Genomic DNA, 15,816 nt, shown 5'->3' on the forward strand with positions numbered 1-15,816 from the left:
CGACTCCGGGCACCCGCCGCCCCCCCGGGGCCTCACGGTCCCCCACCCGCCCCGGGCCCCCGCGCCCGCACCTGACTTCCGGGCACCGTGCCCGCCCCACTTCCGGGCCCCGTGCCCATCGAACCCCTCACCTCCACAACGGGAAGCCCAGGCGAATGACCGACAGCAGCGCACACACCCAGACCCTCCTCGACATGTCCGACCTCCTCAAGCCCAACGCCGTCCGCGTGGCCGCCACCCTCGGCATCGCCGACCTGGTGGCTGAAGGAGGCGGCACCGCCGCGACGCCGGCCGAACGGGCCGGCGCGCACCCCGAGGTGTTCGCGAAGCTCCTGCGCTACCTCGTGGAACTGGGGCTGTTCACGGTCGACGCCGACGGCGTCCACGCCCTCACCGACCTCTCCCGCCCCCTGCTGCGCACCAACGAGCCGAGCCTCGCCCAGTACCTCAGCATGGAGGGCCTGTTCGGCCGGGTCTCCCTCGGACTGGTGGGCCTGCTGCACACCGTGCGAACCGGCGAGGCCTCCCACGCCGCCGTGTTCGGCCGCGACTACTGGGACGAGATCAACACCGACCCGGTCTACGTCAGAGCCCTGGAGGCCGAGGGGCCGACCGAGGCCGGCTGGGATGCCGACGCGGCCATCCGCGGGTACGACTGGTCGACGGTCCGCAACGTCGCCGACGTCGGCGGCAACAACGGCACCCTGCTCATCGAGCTGCTGCGCGCCCACCCGCACCTGCGGGGCACCGTCATCGACCTGCCCAACGTCGCGGGGATCGCCGCCCGGCGCATCGAGGAGGCGGGGCCTGGCCGACCGCGGCACCGCCGTCGCCGCCAGCTTCTTCGAGGAACTGCCCAAGGGACACGACGTCTACCTGCTGTCGGGGATCCTCGCCGACTGGAGCGACGAGAAGTCCGTGGCCATCCTGCGCCGCGTCGCCGAGGCCGCCGGCCCCGACGGGCGGGTCCTCCTCGCCGAGATCAACCTGCCCGAGACGGGTACGGGCCTGGCCGCCGCCGACACCGCGCTGCGCGTCGCCGCCACCGTCCCGGTCCCCGCCCGGACCGTCGAGGCCGTCAAGGACCTGGCCGGCCGGGCCGGTCTCACCCCGACCTGGCAGGGTCCGGTCACCCCGGTGCGGTCCGTCGTCGAGTTCTCCCCGGCCGTCGCCGGGGACCGCGTCCCGGAGGTGGCCGGTGCTTGAGTTCGACGCTCTCACCAAGGGGTTCGGCGACAAGAAGGTCCTGCGCGGACTGTCCTTCCAGGTCCGCCCCGGTGAGCTGTACGGGTTCTGCGGAGCCAACGGCGCCGGCAAGACCACCGCCATGCGCATCGCGCTCGGCATGCTGGCCGCCGACACCGGTGAGGTCCGCTTCGAGGGCCGCCCCGTCGACAGCGCCGGCCGCCGCCTCATCGGCTACATGCCCGAGGAGCGGGGCCTGTACGGCAAGATGCGCCCCCGCGACCAGCTCGTCTACTTCGCCCGGCTCAGCGGCATGGGCGCCCGCGAGGCCAAGGCCCGGGCCGACGAGTGGATCGAGCGCCTCGGGGTCAAGATGGGCCCCAAGGACGTGCTGGACAAGCTGTCGCTGGGCAATCAGCAGAAGGAGCTGATCGCCGCCCTGATCCACCGCCCGGGTGTGCTGATCCTGGACGAGCCGTTCTCCGGCCTTGACCCGGTCGCCTCCGACGCGATGGCGCAGGCGCTGACCGAGTTCACCCGCGACGGCGTCCCCGTCGTCTTCTCCAGCCACCAGCTCGACCTGGTGGAGCGGCTGTGCGACCGGGTGGGCATCGTCCGCGACGGCGCCCTGGTCGCCGAGGGGACGGTGGAGGAACTGCGCGGCAGAACCACCCGTCGCCTGGAGATCGCCCTGGAGGGCGCTCCGGCCGGGTGGGCGTCGGCCGTTGCGGGCACCCGCGTCGTCGAGGCGCGCCACAACCGCTACACGCTGGAGGTCGAGGAGCAGGTCCCCGTACGGGAGATCCTCTCGGCCGCCCAGACCCACGGCGACATCGTCCACTTCGCCTGGCGCGAATCGTCCCTGACCGAAATCTTCCGCGAGGCGGTGACAGCATGAACCGGAACACCCCGCACGGGCCGCTCACCCTCGTCGGCCTCGTCGCCTGGCGCGAGATCGTCACGCAGTTCCAGCGCAAGGAGCTGTGGGCCTCCCTCGTCATGATGATCCTGGTGTTCTGCGGTGCCCTCGGGCTGCAGAAGGTCTTCACCGGCGCCGCGGACCGCCCGGTCCTCGCCGTCGTCGGTGAACACCGGGACCTGACCGAATCGCTGCGCGCGCAGACCGCCGGGGCATCCGGCGACGGTGGCGCGCGCGGCGTGGAGGTCGTCTCCTACGAGAACGAGGCGGCCGCGGAGGCCGCCGTACGGGCGGAGAAGGCCGACGCCGCGCTGGTCGGCGAGGGCCGGGTCCTGGTCCGCGAGAAGCTCCCCGAGCCGCTGGCCGGCCCGCTGTACGAGGCCCACCGCACGGCACAGACCACCGAACGGCTGCGGGACGGCGGACTGACCGACGCCGCCATCGCGCGGGCCCTGGCCGTACAGCCGCTGACCGTGTCCGCGCTCGACCCGGACGCGGACCGCAGGACCGAGCCGACCATGACCGCCGCGATCGGCGTGATGGCCCTGTTCTTCCTGACCTTCATGTTCGGCCAGGGCATCGCCCAGGGCGTCCTGGAGGAGAAGTCCAGCCGCATCGTGGAGGTGCTGCTGGCCAAGGTGCACGCCTGGCAGCTGCTGGCGGGCAAGGTGCTCGGCATCGGGCTCGTGGCGTTCGTGCAGATCAGCGCCATGGCGGCGGGCGGCGTCACGGTCGCCGTCGCCGCCGACCTGGTGGACGCGCCGGCCGACGCGATCGGCACCAGCGTGTCCGTGGTGCTCTGGTTCATCCCCGGCTTCCTGGGCTTCGCCGCCCTGTGGGCCGTCGCGGGGGCCCTGGCCTCCCGGGCCGAGGACCTCCAGCACGCGGCCGGCCCGGTCAGCATGCTCCAGACCCTCAGCCTGATGGCCGCGCTGGCGCCCTTCACCGGGATCAGCGACACCCTCACCCGGCTGTTCTCCCTGGTGCCGGGCCTGTCCTCGGCCGTCATGCCGGTCAGGATGGCGAGCGAGAACGTGCCGTGGTGGGAGGTCGCCCTGGCCGCCGTCCTGCTGCTCGCCTCGATCGCCGCGCTGCTGCGCGTCGGCGGCCGGATCTACATCGGCGGCCTGCTCCAGCACGGCGGCATCGTCAAGGCCCGGACCGCCCTGCGCAACGCCCGACTGGGGGGAATGTCGTGACCGCCACCACCGAGACCGAGGCGGCCGCCGAGCGCGCCGCCGACTCCTGGGACGGCGAACTGCGCATCCTGCGCGAGCTGTTCCGGCCCGGCAACCGGCTCCAGATGGCCGTGATCGCCCTGCTCGCGGCGGTCTCCGCCGCCGCCACCCTCGCACTGCCGCTGGTCGTCGCCGAGCTGGTCCAGCAGGTCCAGCAGGGCCAGGGACTCACCCGGGCCGCCCTGCTGATGATCGGCACCGGACGCGTGTTCGACACGCAGGAGACCCTTGCGGACATGCTCTGTCAGACCGCCGCCTACGGGCACGACGCGACCTGGCTCATGCGCCTGCCCCGGGCGCTGCGCGAGGCCCCGCTCGCCGATGTCTCCCGAGCAGCCGTACGGATGGTCGCGGAGCGCCCGCTGACGGCCCTGGTCGTGCGGACGGACGCGGCGGACCTGACGGAGACGGCTGACATGGCGAACACGGACGAGGCGGCGCGGGCCCTGCCGGGCGGGCGGGCGGTATGAACGACGGCCCGCACGAGCCCGCGCCGCGGGACACCGGTGCGCTGACCTTCCTGCGCGTCCTGGTGATGCCGTCCCCGGCGGCGGCGTCCGCGCCGGCCCACGAGCGGCCCGGGGCGCCGGAGACCACGGCGGTGCGGGTGTCGTCCCTGCTGCCGTCGGGATGGCGTGGAACGGTGCAGTTCTTCGCCGTCGGCTTCTCGCTGGCGGTCGTCCTGCCGGGGGCGACGGCCGCCGAGGCCGTCACCGAGGAGCTGCGGAGGCTGTGGCAGGACCCGGGGCTGGTCGGCTGGGAGTGGCTGCTCGACCCCGAGGACACCCCGGGCCGCTGACGCGGCCGGGGGCCTCGGCCCCGTGGGACCGGCTGGTCAGATCCAGCCGCGGTCGCGGGCCAGCAGCGCCGCCTGGAAGCGGTTGGCCGCGTCCAGCCGGCCCATGAGCGCGGCCACGTACTTGCGGTAGGTGCGGACGGAGACGCCGACCTCGCGCGCGCCGATCTCGTCCTTGTCGACCATCTGCATGGTGGCCAGGATCTGCCTTTCCAGCTCGGACAGTCCCCCTTCGGGGCCCTCGCCCTCCGCAGGGCTGCCGACGACCTCGTCGAGCTCGCGGCTCTCGGCCCAGATCCGGTCGAAGAGCGAGATCATGCCGCCGACGAGGCCCGGCTCGCGGACGGCCACCGCGCCCAGCGTCGAGTCGTTCGGGTCGATGGGCGCCAGTGCGGTCTGCCGGTCGAAGATCAGCAGCCGTTCGGCGGTCCGTTCCACGACCCGGATCCGTACCCCCTTGGCGGTGAGTTCCTGCAGGTAGGCGGCGGTGGCCAGATCGGCGACGGCGCCGCTCTCCACGATCGTGCGCATCGCGACCCCGCGCCGCAGGAGCTGCTCGGTGAGCGGCCGGGCGGCGGCGATGTTGTCCTTCGTCATGGGGCCGCCCGGCTGGGTGGCGAGCAGTTCGGTCCGGCAGAAGAACGACAGCTCGTCGAGTTTCTCCCTGACTTTGAGCAGGCCTTCGAGCCGTTCGATGAGCGGCGCGTCGGTCTGGGTGTCGCCGTACGGGCCGGCGTTCTCGAATTCCTGTTCGCGCAGCAGGGATTCGAGCAGGTCCCGGGTCTCCGAGACGTGCCGCATTTCTTCGTGGAGGGCTTTGAGCCGCCGCTCGACGAGCCGGGCCACCACCGTGCTCGGCGCGACCGGCCGGTAGACCTCCGCCCCGTCGGCGGTGGCCATGCCCAGGGCCACGAGCGTGTTCAACACGGATTCCACGGCCTCGGTGTCGTCACAGTCACGCCACGGCCCCGGAGTCGGCCAGGTCGTCCGCGAACGTGTGGAAACCCCAGGCCGGAACCTTCCGGCCTGGGGTTTCGTGGTTCGGCGGTGCGGTGTGGGGCGTCGGCCGGTGTGCGGCGGGTGAGGGCGCCGCACACCGACCGGCCCGTGTCAGTGCTCGGCCGTGCCGAGGAGTGCCTTGGCGGCCTGCTGGACGCCGGGGGCGCGCAGGAAGGTGTAGTGGTCGCCGGGGACGCGGACGGTCCGGGTGCCGGCTCCGAGGAGCGCGGTCCAGAGCGCCGACAGGTCGGGGGACTGCTCGGCCGAGACCACCACGACGGGGGCTGCCACGGGCTCCGGGCGGTGTCCGCCGATCAGGGTGATGTGCGCCTTGAACACCTGGAACCTGCGGTTGATGTCCTCCTGGACCTCCTCGGAGTCACCCGATCCGCCGGTCAGCTTCTCGCCGAACCAGCGCAGCTGCTCGGCCACCGGCGTCGTCTCGGGGTCGGGCAGTTCGCCCGCGTCGGGGCCGAGGGCCCGGGCGCCGTCCAGGACGAACTGCGCGGCGAAGGCCTGCTCGCTCACACCGGAGACGTCGTCCGCGGTGAAGGGGGTGTCCAGCAGGCCGACCAAGGCCACCTCTTCGCCGGAGGCCTCCAGGCGGCGGGCGACCTGGAGGGCGAGCAGGCCGCCCATCGACCAGCCGGCCAGGCGGTACGGGCCCGACGGCTGGGCCTCGCGGACGGCCGCGGTGTACGCGTCGGCCATCTCCGCCAGGTCCTTCCTCGGCTCGCTGCCGGCCCGCAGGCCCGCGGCCTGCACGCCGAGCACCCGGTAGCGGTCCTGGAGTTCCTGCATCAGCCCGAAGTACGGGTAGACGGTGCCGCCGACGGCGTGGATGAGGAACAGCGGGTCGCCGTCGGTCTTCTCCGACAGCGGCACGACCGTGTCCGAGCCGGAGGGGGCGGGGCCGGTGCCGAGGGCCGGTGCGGCGGCGCCGTCCGTCTCGTCGAGGCCCTCCAGCTCGTCCAGGGGGGCGTCCTCGAGGCCGTGCTTGGCGACCAGGGTCGCGGCGAGCCGGGCGGGCGTGGGGGCCAGGAAGATCGCGGTCACGTCCGTGTCGACCCCGAGGTCCTTGCGCAGGCGGGTGATGACCTGCATCGCCTGCAGGGAGTTGCCGCCCATCTCGAAGAAGTTGTCCTCGATGCCCACCCGCGGCAGCTTGAGGATGTCGGAGACCATGTCGGCGAGGACCGTCTCCAGGATGGTGCGCGGGGCGACGTAGTCGCCCGCGTCCCCGGCGCCGTCCGGCGCGGGCAGGGCGGCGCGGTCGACCTTGCCGTTCGCGTTGAGCGGGAAGGTGTCGAGGATGACCAGGTGGGCGGGGACCATGAACGCGGGCAGCGCCTCGCCGAGGTGTGCGCGCAGGTCGGCGGTGGTGACGGCCGGCGCGTCGGGGTTGGTCCGCGCGTAGCCGATGAGGTTCTTCTGGCCGGCCTGGTCCTCGCCGACGATGATGATGGCCTGGGCGACGGAGGGGTGGGCGGCCAGTACGGCTTCGATCTCGCCGAGCTCCACCCGCAGGCCGCGGATCTTGACCTGGTGGTCGAGGCGGCCGAGGTACTGGAGGTTGCCGTCCGGCAGGCGGCGGGCCAGGTCGCCCGTCTTGTACATGCGGGCGTCGGGGACCTCGCTGAACGGGTCCGTGATGAAGCGCTCGGCGGTCAGCTCGGGCCGGCCGAGGTAGCCGCGGGTGACGCTGGCACCGCCGATGTGGAGTTCGCCCGCGACGCCGACCGGTACGGGGTTGAGGTGCTTGTCCAGCACGTAGGCCGTGTAGTTCGTCAGGGGCAGGCCGATCGGCGGCGGGTCGATGCCGTCGTCCTGGCACCGGGCCATCGTCGAGCCGACCGTGGTCTCGGTCGGGCCGTAGCCGTTGATGAAGCGCATGCCGGGGCGCGCCCAGTTGCGGACCAGTTCGGAGGAGAAGGCCTCGCCGCCGGCGATGACCACGCGCAGGCTGGGGAACTCCTCCTCCGCGAGGAGGTTCAGCACGGCCGGGGGCAGGCACATGAAGGTGATGCCCTCGCCGCGGATCAGGTCGGCCAGCCGCGGCGGGGAGAGCAGGGTCTGCGTGCTGCCGAGGACCAGGGTGGAGCCGGACAGCAGCGCGCCGAAGATGTCCAGGACGGACACGTCGAAGTTGAGCGAGGCGAACTGCAGGATCCGGTCGCCCGGGCCGAGCGGCCAGAACTCGATCTCGGCGTAGCAGAAGTTGACGGCGTTGCGGTGCTCGACGACCACGCCCTTGGGGCGGCCGGTGGAGCCCGAGGTGTAGATGACGTAGGCGACGTCCGAGGGGCTCGCCGTGGCCTCGACGGGGCTGTCGTCCAGCGCGGTGAGCTCGGTCCAGGACCGGTCCAGGTCCAGGACGGTGACGTCGTCGGTCGGCACCGCGGACGCGCTGGCCTCGTCGGTCAGGACCACGGTCATCTTCGCGTCCTCGACCATGAAGGCGAGGCGGTCGGCCGGGTACTCCGGGTCCAGCGGCACGTAGCCGCCGCCGGCCTTGAGGATGCCCATGAGGCCGACGATACGGCGCACGGTGCGCTGCATGCTGACGCCGACGAGGGACTCCGGGCCGACGCCGAGCTCGCGCAGCCGCCGGGCGACCTGGTTGGCGCGGGCGTCGAGCTGGGCGTAGGTCAGGCCCTCGCCGTCGAGTTCGACGGCCATGACGTCGGGGTGCGCCGCGACCTTGGCCTCGAAGGCCTGGTGCAGGTTCCAGTCGGGGAAGTCGGCCTTGTCGCTGTTCCAGGTGACGAGTTCCTGGTGCAGCTCCGCCTCGGTCATGATCGGCAGCTGCGAGATGCGGGCGTCGGGGTCGTTCACGACGCCGTCGAGCAGCGTCTCGAAGTGGCCCAGCAGGCGCTGCGCGGTGGCCGCGTCGTACAGGGCGGTGGCGTAGCTGAGGTTCAGCCCCAGCCGGCCGCCGCTCTCGACGGCGGAGACGAGCAGGTCGAACTTGGCGGCCTCGGCGGGGAGTTCCTCGGAGGCCCAGGTCATGCCGGCCGGCCGGAGGTCGCGCTTCTGGTCGTCGGAGAGCATGAAGCCGACCTGGAACACCGGGGAGCGCGAGGGGTCGCGGGGGGCCTTGGCGGCCTCCACGATCTTCGCGAAGGGCAGGTCCTGGTGGCCGAAGGCGCCGAGGGTGGCGGCCTTGGTGCGCTCCAGGACCTCGCGGAAGGTCGGGTCGCCGGAGACGTCGACGCGGACCGGCAGGGTGTTGATCAGGTAGCCGATCACCGGCTGCAGCTCGGGGCGGCTGCGGTTGGCGCTGACGGTGCCGACCACGATGTCGTCCTGGCCGCTGTAGCGGTGGAGCAGGACGTGGTAGGCGGCCATCAGGGTCATGAACAGGGTCGCGCCCTCGTCCCGGCCCAGGGTGGTGAGCCGGGTGAGGATCTTGTCGCCGAGGTCCCGGGACTCCGTGGTGCCCTGGTAGGTCTGGACGAGGGGGCGGGGCCGGTCGGTCGGCAGCTGGAGGACGGGCGCCCCCTGGAGGTTCTCGCTCCAGTACTCGGTGAGCTCCTTCAGCGTCTCGCCCTGCAGCCGGTCGCGCTCCCAGACGGCGAAGTCGGCGAACTGGACCGGCAGCTCGGGCAGCTGCGCGGCCGTGCCGGTGACGGCGGCTGCGTACGACTCGGCCAGCTCCGCCAGCAGCACGGGGAAGGAGGAGCCGTCGAAGACGGTGTGGTGGACGGTTATCAGCAGGACGTGGTCCTCGTCGGCCAGCTGCTGCAGGTGCGCCCGGAACAGGGGGCCGCGCTCCAGCTCGAACGGGCGGGCCGTCTCCTTCTGGGCGGCAGCGCGCCAGTGCTGCTCGACCTCGTCCGAGGCGACGGACCGCTGGTCCAGGAAGGCCAGCTCGACCGGGCCGGCCGGGTCGACCACCTGGACGGGGGCGCCGTCCACGGTGACCAGGCGGGTGCGGAGGGCTTCGTGGCGGGCGACGAGGGAGTCCAGGGCCGCGCCGAGGGCCGGGCGGTCGAGGGCGCCGGCCATCCGGACCGCGCCGGCGATGGTGTAGGTGGATTCCCCGGGCGCCAGCTGGTCGATGAACCAGAGCTGCTCCTGTCCGTACGAGAGGGGCAGGTCCTGCAGCGCGGGCGAGCGGCGGGGGATCGAGGAGATCGGGGGGGCCGTGCGACGCAGCCTGGCGGTCAGCGCGGCCCGCTGGGAATCGGTCAACATGACTGGTTGGTCCTTCTTTCGAACAGTGGATGGGGCAGCGTCAGGTGCACGGTCACGACTTGGCCGCGCGTGACTCAGGCGACGGTCTGGGGCTGGTCCGCCTCGACGGGACCCTGTGGCATCTCGCGCAGCCGGTACACGGGCGAGAAGGCGATCCACACGGCCGGCAGGGCGATGCCCGCGACGCCGACGGCGAGGGCGGCGCGCAGCCCGAACAGGGAGGCGAGCGAGCCGGCCAGCAGTGCGCCGAGCGGGATCGTGCCGTAGAGGATGAGCCGGTAGCTGGCGTTCATCCGCCCCAGCAGGCGGGCCGGGGTGACGGTCTGGCGCAACGTCAGCGAGTTGACGTTGAAGACGGCCAGGTGGAAGCCGTGCACGGCGAGCGTCGTGCCCAGGATCGTCAGGGAGACGGGGCCCGTGTCGCCGGGCACGAGCAGGACCAGCGGCGACAGGCAGGCCAGCAGGGTGACCAGGCGCAGCGCCGGGCCGAAGCCCATGCGCTTGCTGATGCGCCCGGAGAACGTCGCGCCCAGCAGTGCGCCGACCGAGCCGGCGCCGACGACCAGGCCGAGCTGGAACGGGGTCATTCCCAGTGTCCGCACCGCGTAGACCAGGAAGACGGTCGTCATGACGTTCTCGAACAGGTTGAACACGGCCGACTGTGTCGCCAGGTGGCGCAGGATCCGGCTGCCGACCACGGTGCGCAGGCCCTCGACGATGTCGGCGCGTACCGACTTCGGCTCGGCGGGCCGCTCCGGTTCGGCCTCGGGGCGGCGGATCCACCACAGGGCCACGGCCGAGGCCAGGTAGGTGGCGGCGCCCACGGTCAGCGCGACGGGTGCGGTCAGCGCGCCGACCAGGAAGCCGGCCAGCCCGGGGCCGGCGATGCCGGCCACGGAGTAGCTGGCCGTCATCTTGCTGTTGGCGTCCGCCAGGTCGTCCTTGTCGACGAGCCCCGGGATGTAGGAGAGGATCCCCACATCGAAGAGGACCGTCGCCACGCCGGCCAGGAATCCGACGGCGTACAGCCAGGGGAGCGAGAGCACGCCGAGCAGGTGCGCGAGCGGCAGCGCGCCGATCAGCAGGACCCGGACCGCGTCCGCGGCGATCAGGGTCGGCCGTCTGCGCCGCCGGTCGAACCAGACTCCGGCCAGCAGGGTCACCAGTACGTACGGGGCGAACCTGGCGACGTTGAGCAGGCCGATCTGGAACGCGCTGGCGTTCAGGGTGATGACCGCTGCCAGCGGCAGCGCGATGTCGGTCACCTGCGAGCCGACGAGGGAGACCGTCTGCCCGCTCCAGAGTTTGACGAAGTCCCGGTTGGCGAGGACGCCGCGTCGGCCCGCGGTGTCCTCACGCCCCTGCGTGGTGGTCATGCTCCCGCCCCTCTCCGTCTCTCAGTTGGCCAGTCCCGCGCCGACGGGCTGCGGGGCGGCAGCGTCGGTGTGCAGGTTGAAGGCGCGGTGCAGGACCCGGGCGGCCTCGTCGACCGCACCGGAGGCGACGTGGCAGGAGACCCGGCTGGGGGTGCTGGTGACCAGCACCGGTCTGATGCCCGTGCGCTCCAGGGACTCCAGGATCTGCAGGGTGACCTCGGACCGGTTGCCGCAGGCGTCTCCGGCCACGCTCACGCTGCCGAGCTCCTCGTCGTGGACCCTGACGGTGGCGCCGATGTCGCCGAGGGCGGCGATGACCGCCTGCGGTTCGGCGCCGGGCGAGGTGAACCGGAGCTCTCCCGGGCTGCCGATGATGGATCCGACCGGCAGGCCGTGCCCGGCGAGCGCGGCCGAGACCTGCGCCGGCGTCAGGCTGTCGACCTGGTAGAGCGGGTCGTGCCGGCGGTGGGCGACGCCGATGATCCTGGCGGTCTCGAACATGTCGTTCTCCTCCCTGGCTTCGGTGATCCACGTCCCCGGCTCGCCGGTGAACGAGGACCGGACGTGGATGGCGACGCCGTGCGCCGCCGCGAGCTCGACCGCCCGCGGCTGCATCACCTGGGCGCCCGCCTCGGCCAGTTGGAGCATCTCCTCGTGGCCGAGCCGGTCCAGGCGCCTTGCGTCGGGGACCACCCGGGGGTCGGCGGTGAAGACCCCCGGGACGTCGGTCCAGATGTCGCACTCGGGCAGGCCGAGCGCGGCCGCCACGGCGATCGCCGAGGCGTCCGATCCGCCGCGGCCCAGGGTGGTGACGTCACCGTCGTCGGTGACGCCCTGGTAGCCGGTGACCAGGACGATCAGCCCCTCTTCGAGGGCGGCCACGATCCGCCCGGGGTCGATCGACTGCATACGGGCGTTGCCGTGCGCGGTGTCGGTCAGCACTCCGGCCTGGCGGCCGTTGAGGGAGACGGCGCGCTCGCCGAGCTCGTGCACGGCGATCGCGGCGAGCGCGCACGACATGGATTCGCCGACCGCGAGGAGCGCGTCCAGCTCCCGGGCGTCGGGTTGCGCCGTGAGGACGTTCGCCATCTCCAGCAGGTCGTCGGTGGTGTCCGACATCGCGGACAGGACCGCGACGACGTCCGCCCCCGCGCGCCTGGCCTCCACCAGCCGCTGGGCGACCCGGCGCAGCCGGTCCATGTCGCCCACCGAGGAGCCGCCGAACTTCCATACCACCGGCCGCAGTGCGCGCCCGTTCGGGTGTGTTGCGGACACAGGTCCCCCCCCGTCCTCTAGCGCGCGGCCGACTGGTCGCCGACCAGTCGGACCCAGCTCGCGAAGAACGCCAGGCTGTGGCTGCGCCACAGCCGCAGCGGCCGGTCGAGGTCCACGCCGACCGGTGCCTTGACCCCGGCCACCTGCTGGCCCACGTCCCTGCGGTACTCCTCCGCCAGGCGCGAGCCGTAGTACTCGGGGTGGCCGGTGTGCATGAGCACGGAGTGGTCGTAGGACTCGGCGATCACCGTGCCCGCGCCGTCGGCCCGGGCCAGGGCGCGGACCGTGGTGCTGGCGTCCAGCGCCTTGTCGTCGAAGCCGGCGAAGCGGCTGTGCGTCGACCAGAAGCGGTCGTCGAGGGAGGAGGCGATGGGGCCGTCCTGCGCCAGCAGCTCCGTCTCGTACATGCCGGAGATCTTGGCGCTGTAGATGTCCTTGGGCAGGCCGTAGACCAGGTGGCCCACGCCCATCGCACCCCAGCACAGGCCCAGCAGCGGGGAGCCCTGCGCGTGGACGTCCTGGACCATGTCGTTGAGCTCGTCCATGAACCGCACCTCCTCGAAGGGGAGGTGCTCCACCGCGGCGCCGCTGACGATCAGGCCGTCCAGCGGTGCGTCCGCGGTGGCCTCCTTGTAGGTGCGGTAGGTCGCGGCGATGCGGGCGGGGTCGTCCAGGTGGTAGCGGCGGGAGGAGATCCGTATCCACTGCAGTTCGAACGGTCCCGACAGGGCGAGCTGCGGCATGAGCCAGTTCTCGTACTGCTCCGCGTTCGGCATCAGGTTGACGATGCCGATCCGCGGCGGGCGTCCGGTTCCTCCGGACACGAGCGTGCTCATCGGCTGTCCTCCGCGGCGAGTTCCGCCTCCAGGGCGGCGAGTGAGTCGCGCAGGATCGCCACGGCGTCGTCGGCGACCTCACGGGTGACGTTCAGGGGCGGCAGCAGCCGTACGACGCTGTCGCCGCGGCCACCGAGCTCGACGATGAGTCCGCGGCCCAGGGCCTCCTGCTGGAACCTGGCCGCGACCGCGGTCGCGTCGACCGCCCCGGTGCCGGCCATCTCCATGCCGAGCATCAGGCCCAGGCCGCGCACGTCGGAGACGAGCGGGCTGTCGCCGATCCGCTTCAGTTCGCCGAGGAGGTGCTCGCCGATGACGCGGACGTGCCCGAGCAGGTCCTCGCGCTCGACGACGTCCAGGAAGGCGTTGGCGCTGGCGAAGGCCAGGTTGTTGCCGCGGAAGGTGCCGATGTGGCTGCCCGGCGACCAGGTGTCCAGGTGCTTGCGGTACAGGATCGCGGCGACGGGCAGGCCCATGCCGGAGAGGCCCTTGGAGGCCACGACGACGTCCGGGGTGATGCCGTACTGCTCGAAGGCGAACCAGGTGCCGGTGCGGCCGCAGCCGGTCTGGACCTCGTCGACGATCAGCGGGATGCCGAGTTCGCGGGCGGTGTCCGCGACCCGGTGGACGAACTCGCGGCGGGCCGGGATGGCCCCGCCCTCGCCCTGGACCAGCTCCATGATGATCGCGGCCGGCAGCTGCACCCCGCCGTGGGTGTCGGTCAGCGTGTTGACCAGGACCTCGGCGCAGTTGGTGGTGCAGGCGCCCGGGGCGAGGCCGATCGGGCAGCGGTGGCAGTAGGAGTACGGGGTGAAGTGGATGCCCGGCAGCAGGTTGTGCAGACCGGCCTTCGGCGCGTGCTCCGAGGTGAGGGACATGGCCCCCTGGGTGGAGCCGTGGTAGGCGCCCTGGAAGACGACGACCTGGCCGCGGCCGGTGGCCTTCTTGCACAGCTTGATCGCGGCCTCGACGGCGTCGGAGCCGGTGGGGCCGCAGAAGTGCATCTTGACGTCGTCGCGCATGTGCTCGGGCAGCATCGCGATCTGGCGGCGCTTGAACTCCTCGCGCACCGGAGTCGGGAAGTCGAGGCCGTGCGTCAGCTTGGGCAGCTGCTCGGTGACGGCGGCGACCAGCTCGGGATGGTTGTGGCCCAGGGCGAGGACGCCCGCGCCCGAGAGGAAGTCGATGTAGCGGCGGCCGTCGAGGTCGGTGATGTACGAACCGGACGCCTCGGCGATCGCGACCGGGATCCGGCGCGGGTAGGTGCGGGCGTTGGACTCGGTGGCGGCCTGGCTGTCGAGGAGCACGCGCCCGTTGGGACCGGGCCGGGCGAGGTCGAGCGACGGTTTCGGGGAGGCCGCATCAAGGGTCTGCATGATCGTCCTTCTCAGATCTCGGAGCCGGCCGCCTGGGCGGCGACGAGGTCGGCGGTCCCCTGCTCGGCGACCAGGCGCCGTTCGAGGCTTTCCACGATGGCCTGGGAGCGCAGCGCCAGCAGGCTGAAGGAGCCCGCGTCGCCGAGCCCGTGCGTGGACTCGCACAGCCCGTTGACGAAGATCGGCGGCACCTCCCGCTCGAAGGCCGGGTGCGGGACGACGCCGTAGTCGTAGCCGACGGACAGCGGCTGGTCGTCGGTGACGCCGAGGACGTCCGCCAGGTCCCGGAGCAGCGGCGGGAGCTGCTCGGTGCGGCCGGTGATGCCCAGGTCCAGGTAGCCGGTGGCCAGGACCACCCGGTCGGCGTGGATCCGCTCGCGCTCACCGGTGATGTGCTCGGTGACGTCCAGGGCCACACCCTCGGCGGTGCGCTCCACGGACTCGATGCGGCGGTTGGTGGCGAGCCGGATCCGCTCGCGCCCGTCGAGCTCGTCCTCGTACATGCGCATGTACAGGGCGCTGACCACGTCCGCGTCGGCGGCGGAGTAGTTGGTGGGCCGCAGCTGGTCGCGCAGCCGCTTCTTGCCCTCCTCCGTGGCGTGGAAGTAGTACTCGACGAACTCCGGGAAGTAGACCTCCTCGGAGAACGGGCTGGTGTCCTTGAGCCGGTAGCCGAAGCCGGTCATGACGTTGACGATGCGGGCGGCGGGGAAGCGCCCGATCAGGTCGAGCACCACCTCGACCGCGCTCTGGCTGGCCCCGACCACGGCGAGCGTGCCGTCGAAGTCCCGCTCCAGATCGGCGACGTTGGGAAGGAACTGGGATGTGTGGAAGAGATGCGGGGCCGGCACGTCGCCGAAGACGGCGGGCACGTTCGGGGTGCGGCCCGGGGCCACGACGACGGAACGCCCGTGGTAGGTGGTGCCGTCGGCGACGGTGACCTCGACCAGGGGGCCGTCGACGGACGCCGCCATCTTGATGCCGGTGACCTCGCGGCCGTAGTCCACGTCGGCCTGCACGGTCTCGGCGACCCACTGGACGTAGCGCGCGTACTCCTTGCGCAGCGGATAGTGGGAGGGAAGGTTGAGGTGTTTGAAGAGACGGCCCTGCTCGTGCAGGAAGTTGGTGAAGGTGTAGCGGCTGCGCGGGTTGCGCGGCGTCACCAGGTCGCGCAGCGGATTGTTCTGGATGTCCGAGCCGTCCAGGAGCATGGCGCGCTGCCAGTACGGGCCGGGCTCGCGTTCCAGGAACTTCACCCGGGCCTGCGGCCACAGCTCCTCGAACGCGACGGCGACGGCGACGTTCGCGGGTCCGTATCCCACACAGAGGACGTCATATGCATCGTGCACGCTGAATCTCCAAAGTTGAGTTGCACAGGCATGCCGACGGCATGCCGGCTGATTCACGGACGGGAGACCGCCTGCACATCCGCGCAAGCGCCGTCGGAGTACGGCCCGGCCGCATGACGGCCGGCGAAGAACGCGCCGTCGCTGAGGGTCCCCGCTGCGTGCGGGACCGCCCACTGCGCGGCGTCCGGGCCGGTGAGGTCGCTTGCCGACGCGGGGTCGGCGGTGTCCCCGGCCGATCGATCGGTGTCCGCATTTCTGGTCATTTGAACT

At 72.2% G+C, this 15,816-nt stretch carries 13 protein-coding genes and 1 pseudogene; 6 read left to right on the top strand and 8 right to left on the bottom strand.

Features of this window, described 5'->3' with window-relative positions; genetic code table 11:
• Positions 1-194: 194 nt before the first annotated feature.
• The 6 genes and pseudogenes from AVW11_RS39215 to AVW11_RS08380 all read left to right on the top strand — a co-directional run.
• Positions 195-737: pseudogene (locus tag AVW11_RS39215) on the top strand (methyltransferase family protein); the annotation flags it as partial.
• On the top strand, positions 628-1,206 hold the full coding sequence (locus tag AVW11_RS39220; RefSeq protein ID WP_076043659.1) for a methyltransferase: 579 nt from the start codon (positions 628-630) through the stop codon (positions 1,204-1,206). The pseudogene AVW11_RS39215 and the gene AVW11_RS39220, both read left to right, overlap by 110 nt.
• A complete protein-coding gene (locus tag AVW11_RS08365; protein ID WP_076043660.1) occupies positions 1,199-2,083 on the top strand; it encodes an ABC transporter ATP-binding protein in 885 nt (294 codons plus the stop codon). Before AVW11_RS39220 ends, AVW11_RS08365 begins: the two co-directional genes overlap by 8 nt.
• Entirely contained in the window at positions 2,080-3,303 is a 1,224-nt protein-coding gene (locus AVW11_RS08370) for an ABC transporter permease (RefSeq protein WP_076043661.1), read from the top strand. The genes AVW11_RS08365 and AVW11_RS08370 overlap by 4 nt, the downstream gene beginning before the upstream one ends.
• The gene (locus AVW11_RS08375; protein WP_076043662.1) at positions 3,300-3,812 is read left to right on the top strand and encodes a hypothetical protein; all 513 of its coding nucleotides are present in this window, start codon (positions 3,300-3,302) and stop codon (positions 3,810-3,812) included. The genes AVW11_RS08370 and AVW11_RS08375 overlap by 4 nt, the downstream gene beginning before the upstream one ends.
• Positions 3,809-4,141: a hypothetical protein gene (locus AVW11_RS08380; RefSeq protein ID WP_076043663.1), complete on the top strand. Its 333-nt coding sequence runs from the start codon at positions 3,809-3,811 to the stop codon at positions 4,139-4,141. Before AVW11_RS08375 ends, AVW11_RS08380 begins: the two co-directional genes overlap by 4 nt.
• 36 nt (positions 4,142-4,177) lie before the next feature.
• Here the strand turns inward: AVW11_RS08380 and AVW11_RS08385 are convergent, their stop codons facing one another.
• From AVW11_RS08385 to AVW11_RS37345, 8 genes are all read right to left on the bottom strand, one after another.
• Positions 4,178-5,062 (bottom strand): helix-turn-helix domain-containing protein, encoded by an 885-nt coding sequence (locus AVW11_RS08385; RefSeq protein ID WP_076043664.1) that lies wholly within the window; start codon positions 5,060-5,062, stop codon positions 4,178-4,180.
• A 186-nt stretch (positions 5,063-5,248) separates the two neighbouring features.
• Positions 5,249-9,334 carry a non-ribosomal peptide synthetase gene (locus AVW11_RS08390; RefSeq protein WP_076043665.1) on the bottom strand — a complete coding sequence of 1,362 codons (4,086 nt, stop codon included), beginning with the start codon at positions 9,332-9,334 and terminating at the stop codon, positions 5,249-5,251.
• Positions 9,335-9,408: 74 nt separating this feature from the next.
• A complete protein-coding gene (locus tag AVW11_RS08395) occupies positions 9,409-10,710 on the bottom strand; it encodes an MFS transporter (protein WP_060177016.1) in 1,302 nt (433 codons plus the stop codon).
• A 21-nt stretch (positions 10,711-10,731) separates the two neighbouring features.
• Complete coding sequence (locus AVW11_RS08400) at positions 10,732-11,946, bottom strand: aspartate kinase (RefSeq protein ID WP_143568823.1); 1,215 nt, start codon at positions 11,944-11,946, stop codon at positions 10,732-10,734.
• Positions 11,947-12,002: 56 nt separating this feature from the next.
• The gene (locus tag AVW11_RS08405) at positions 12,003-12,821 is read right to left on the bottom strand and encodes a homoserine O-acetyltransferase/O-succinyltransferase family protein (protein WP_076043667.1); all 819 of its coding nucleotides are present in this window, start codon (positions 12,819-12,821) and stop codon (positions 12,003-12,005) included.
• Positions 12,818-14,197, bottom strand: a complete 1,380-nt coding sequence (locus AVW11_RS08410; RefSeq protein ID WP_030845874.1) for an aspartate aminotransferase family protein — start codon at positions 14,195-14,197, stop codon at positions 12,818-12,820. Before AVW11_RS08410 ends, AVW11_RS08405 begins: the two co-directional genes overlap by 4 nt.
• Before the next feature lie 11 nt (positions 14,198-14,208).
• Positions 14,209-15,546 (bottom strand): SidA/IucD/PvdA family monooxygenase, encoded by a 1,338-nt coding sequence (locus AVW11_RS08415; protein WP_076043668.1) that lies wholly within the window; start codon positions 15,544-15,546, stop codon positions 14,209-14,211.
• Positions 15,547-15,599: 53 nt separating this feature from the next.
• Complete coding sequence (locus tag AVW11_RS37345) at positions 15,600-15,809, bottom strand: hypothetical protein (RefSeq protein ID WP_076043669.1); 210 nt, start codon at positions 15,807-15,809, stop codon at positions 15,600-15,602.
• Positions 15,810-15,816 lie beyond the last annotated feature (7 nt).

The sequence above is a fragment of the Streptomyces amritsarensis genome, from assembly GCF_001953875.1.
GTDB classification, from domain to species: Bacteria; Actinomycetota; Actinomycetes; order Streptomycetales; family Streptomycetaceae; genus Streptomyces; species Streptomyces amritsarensis.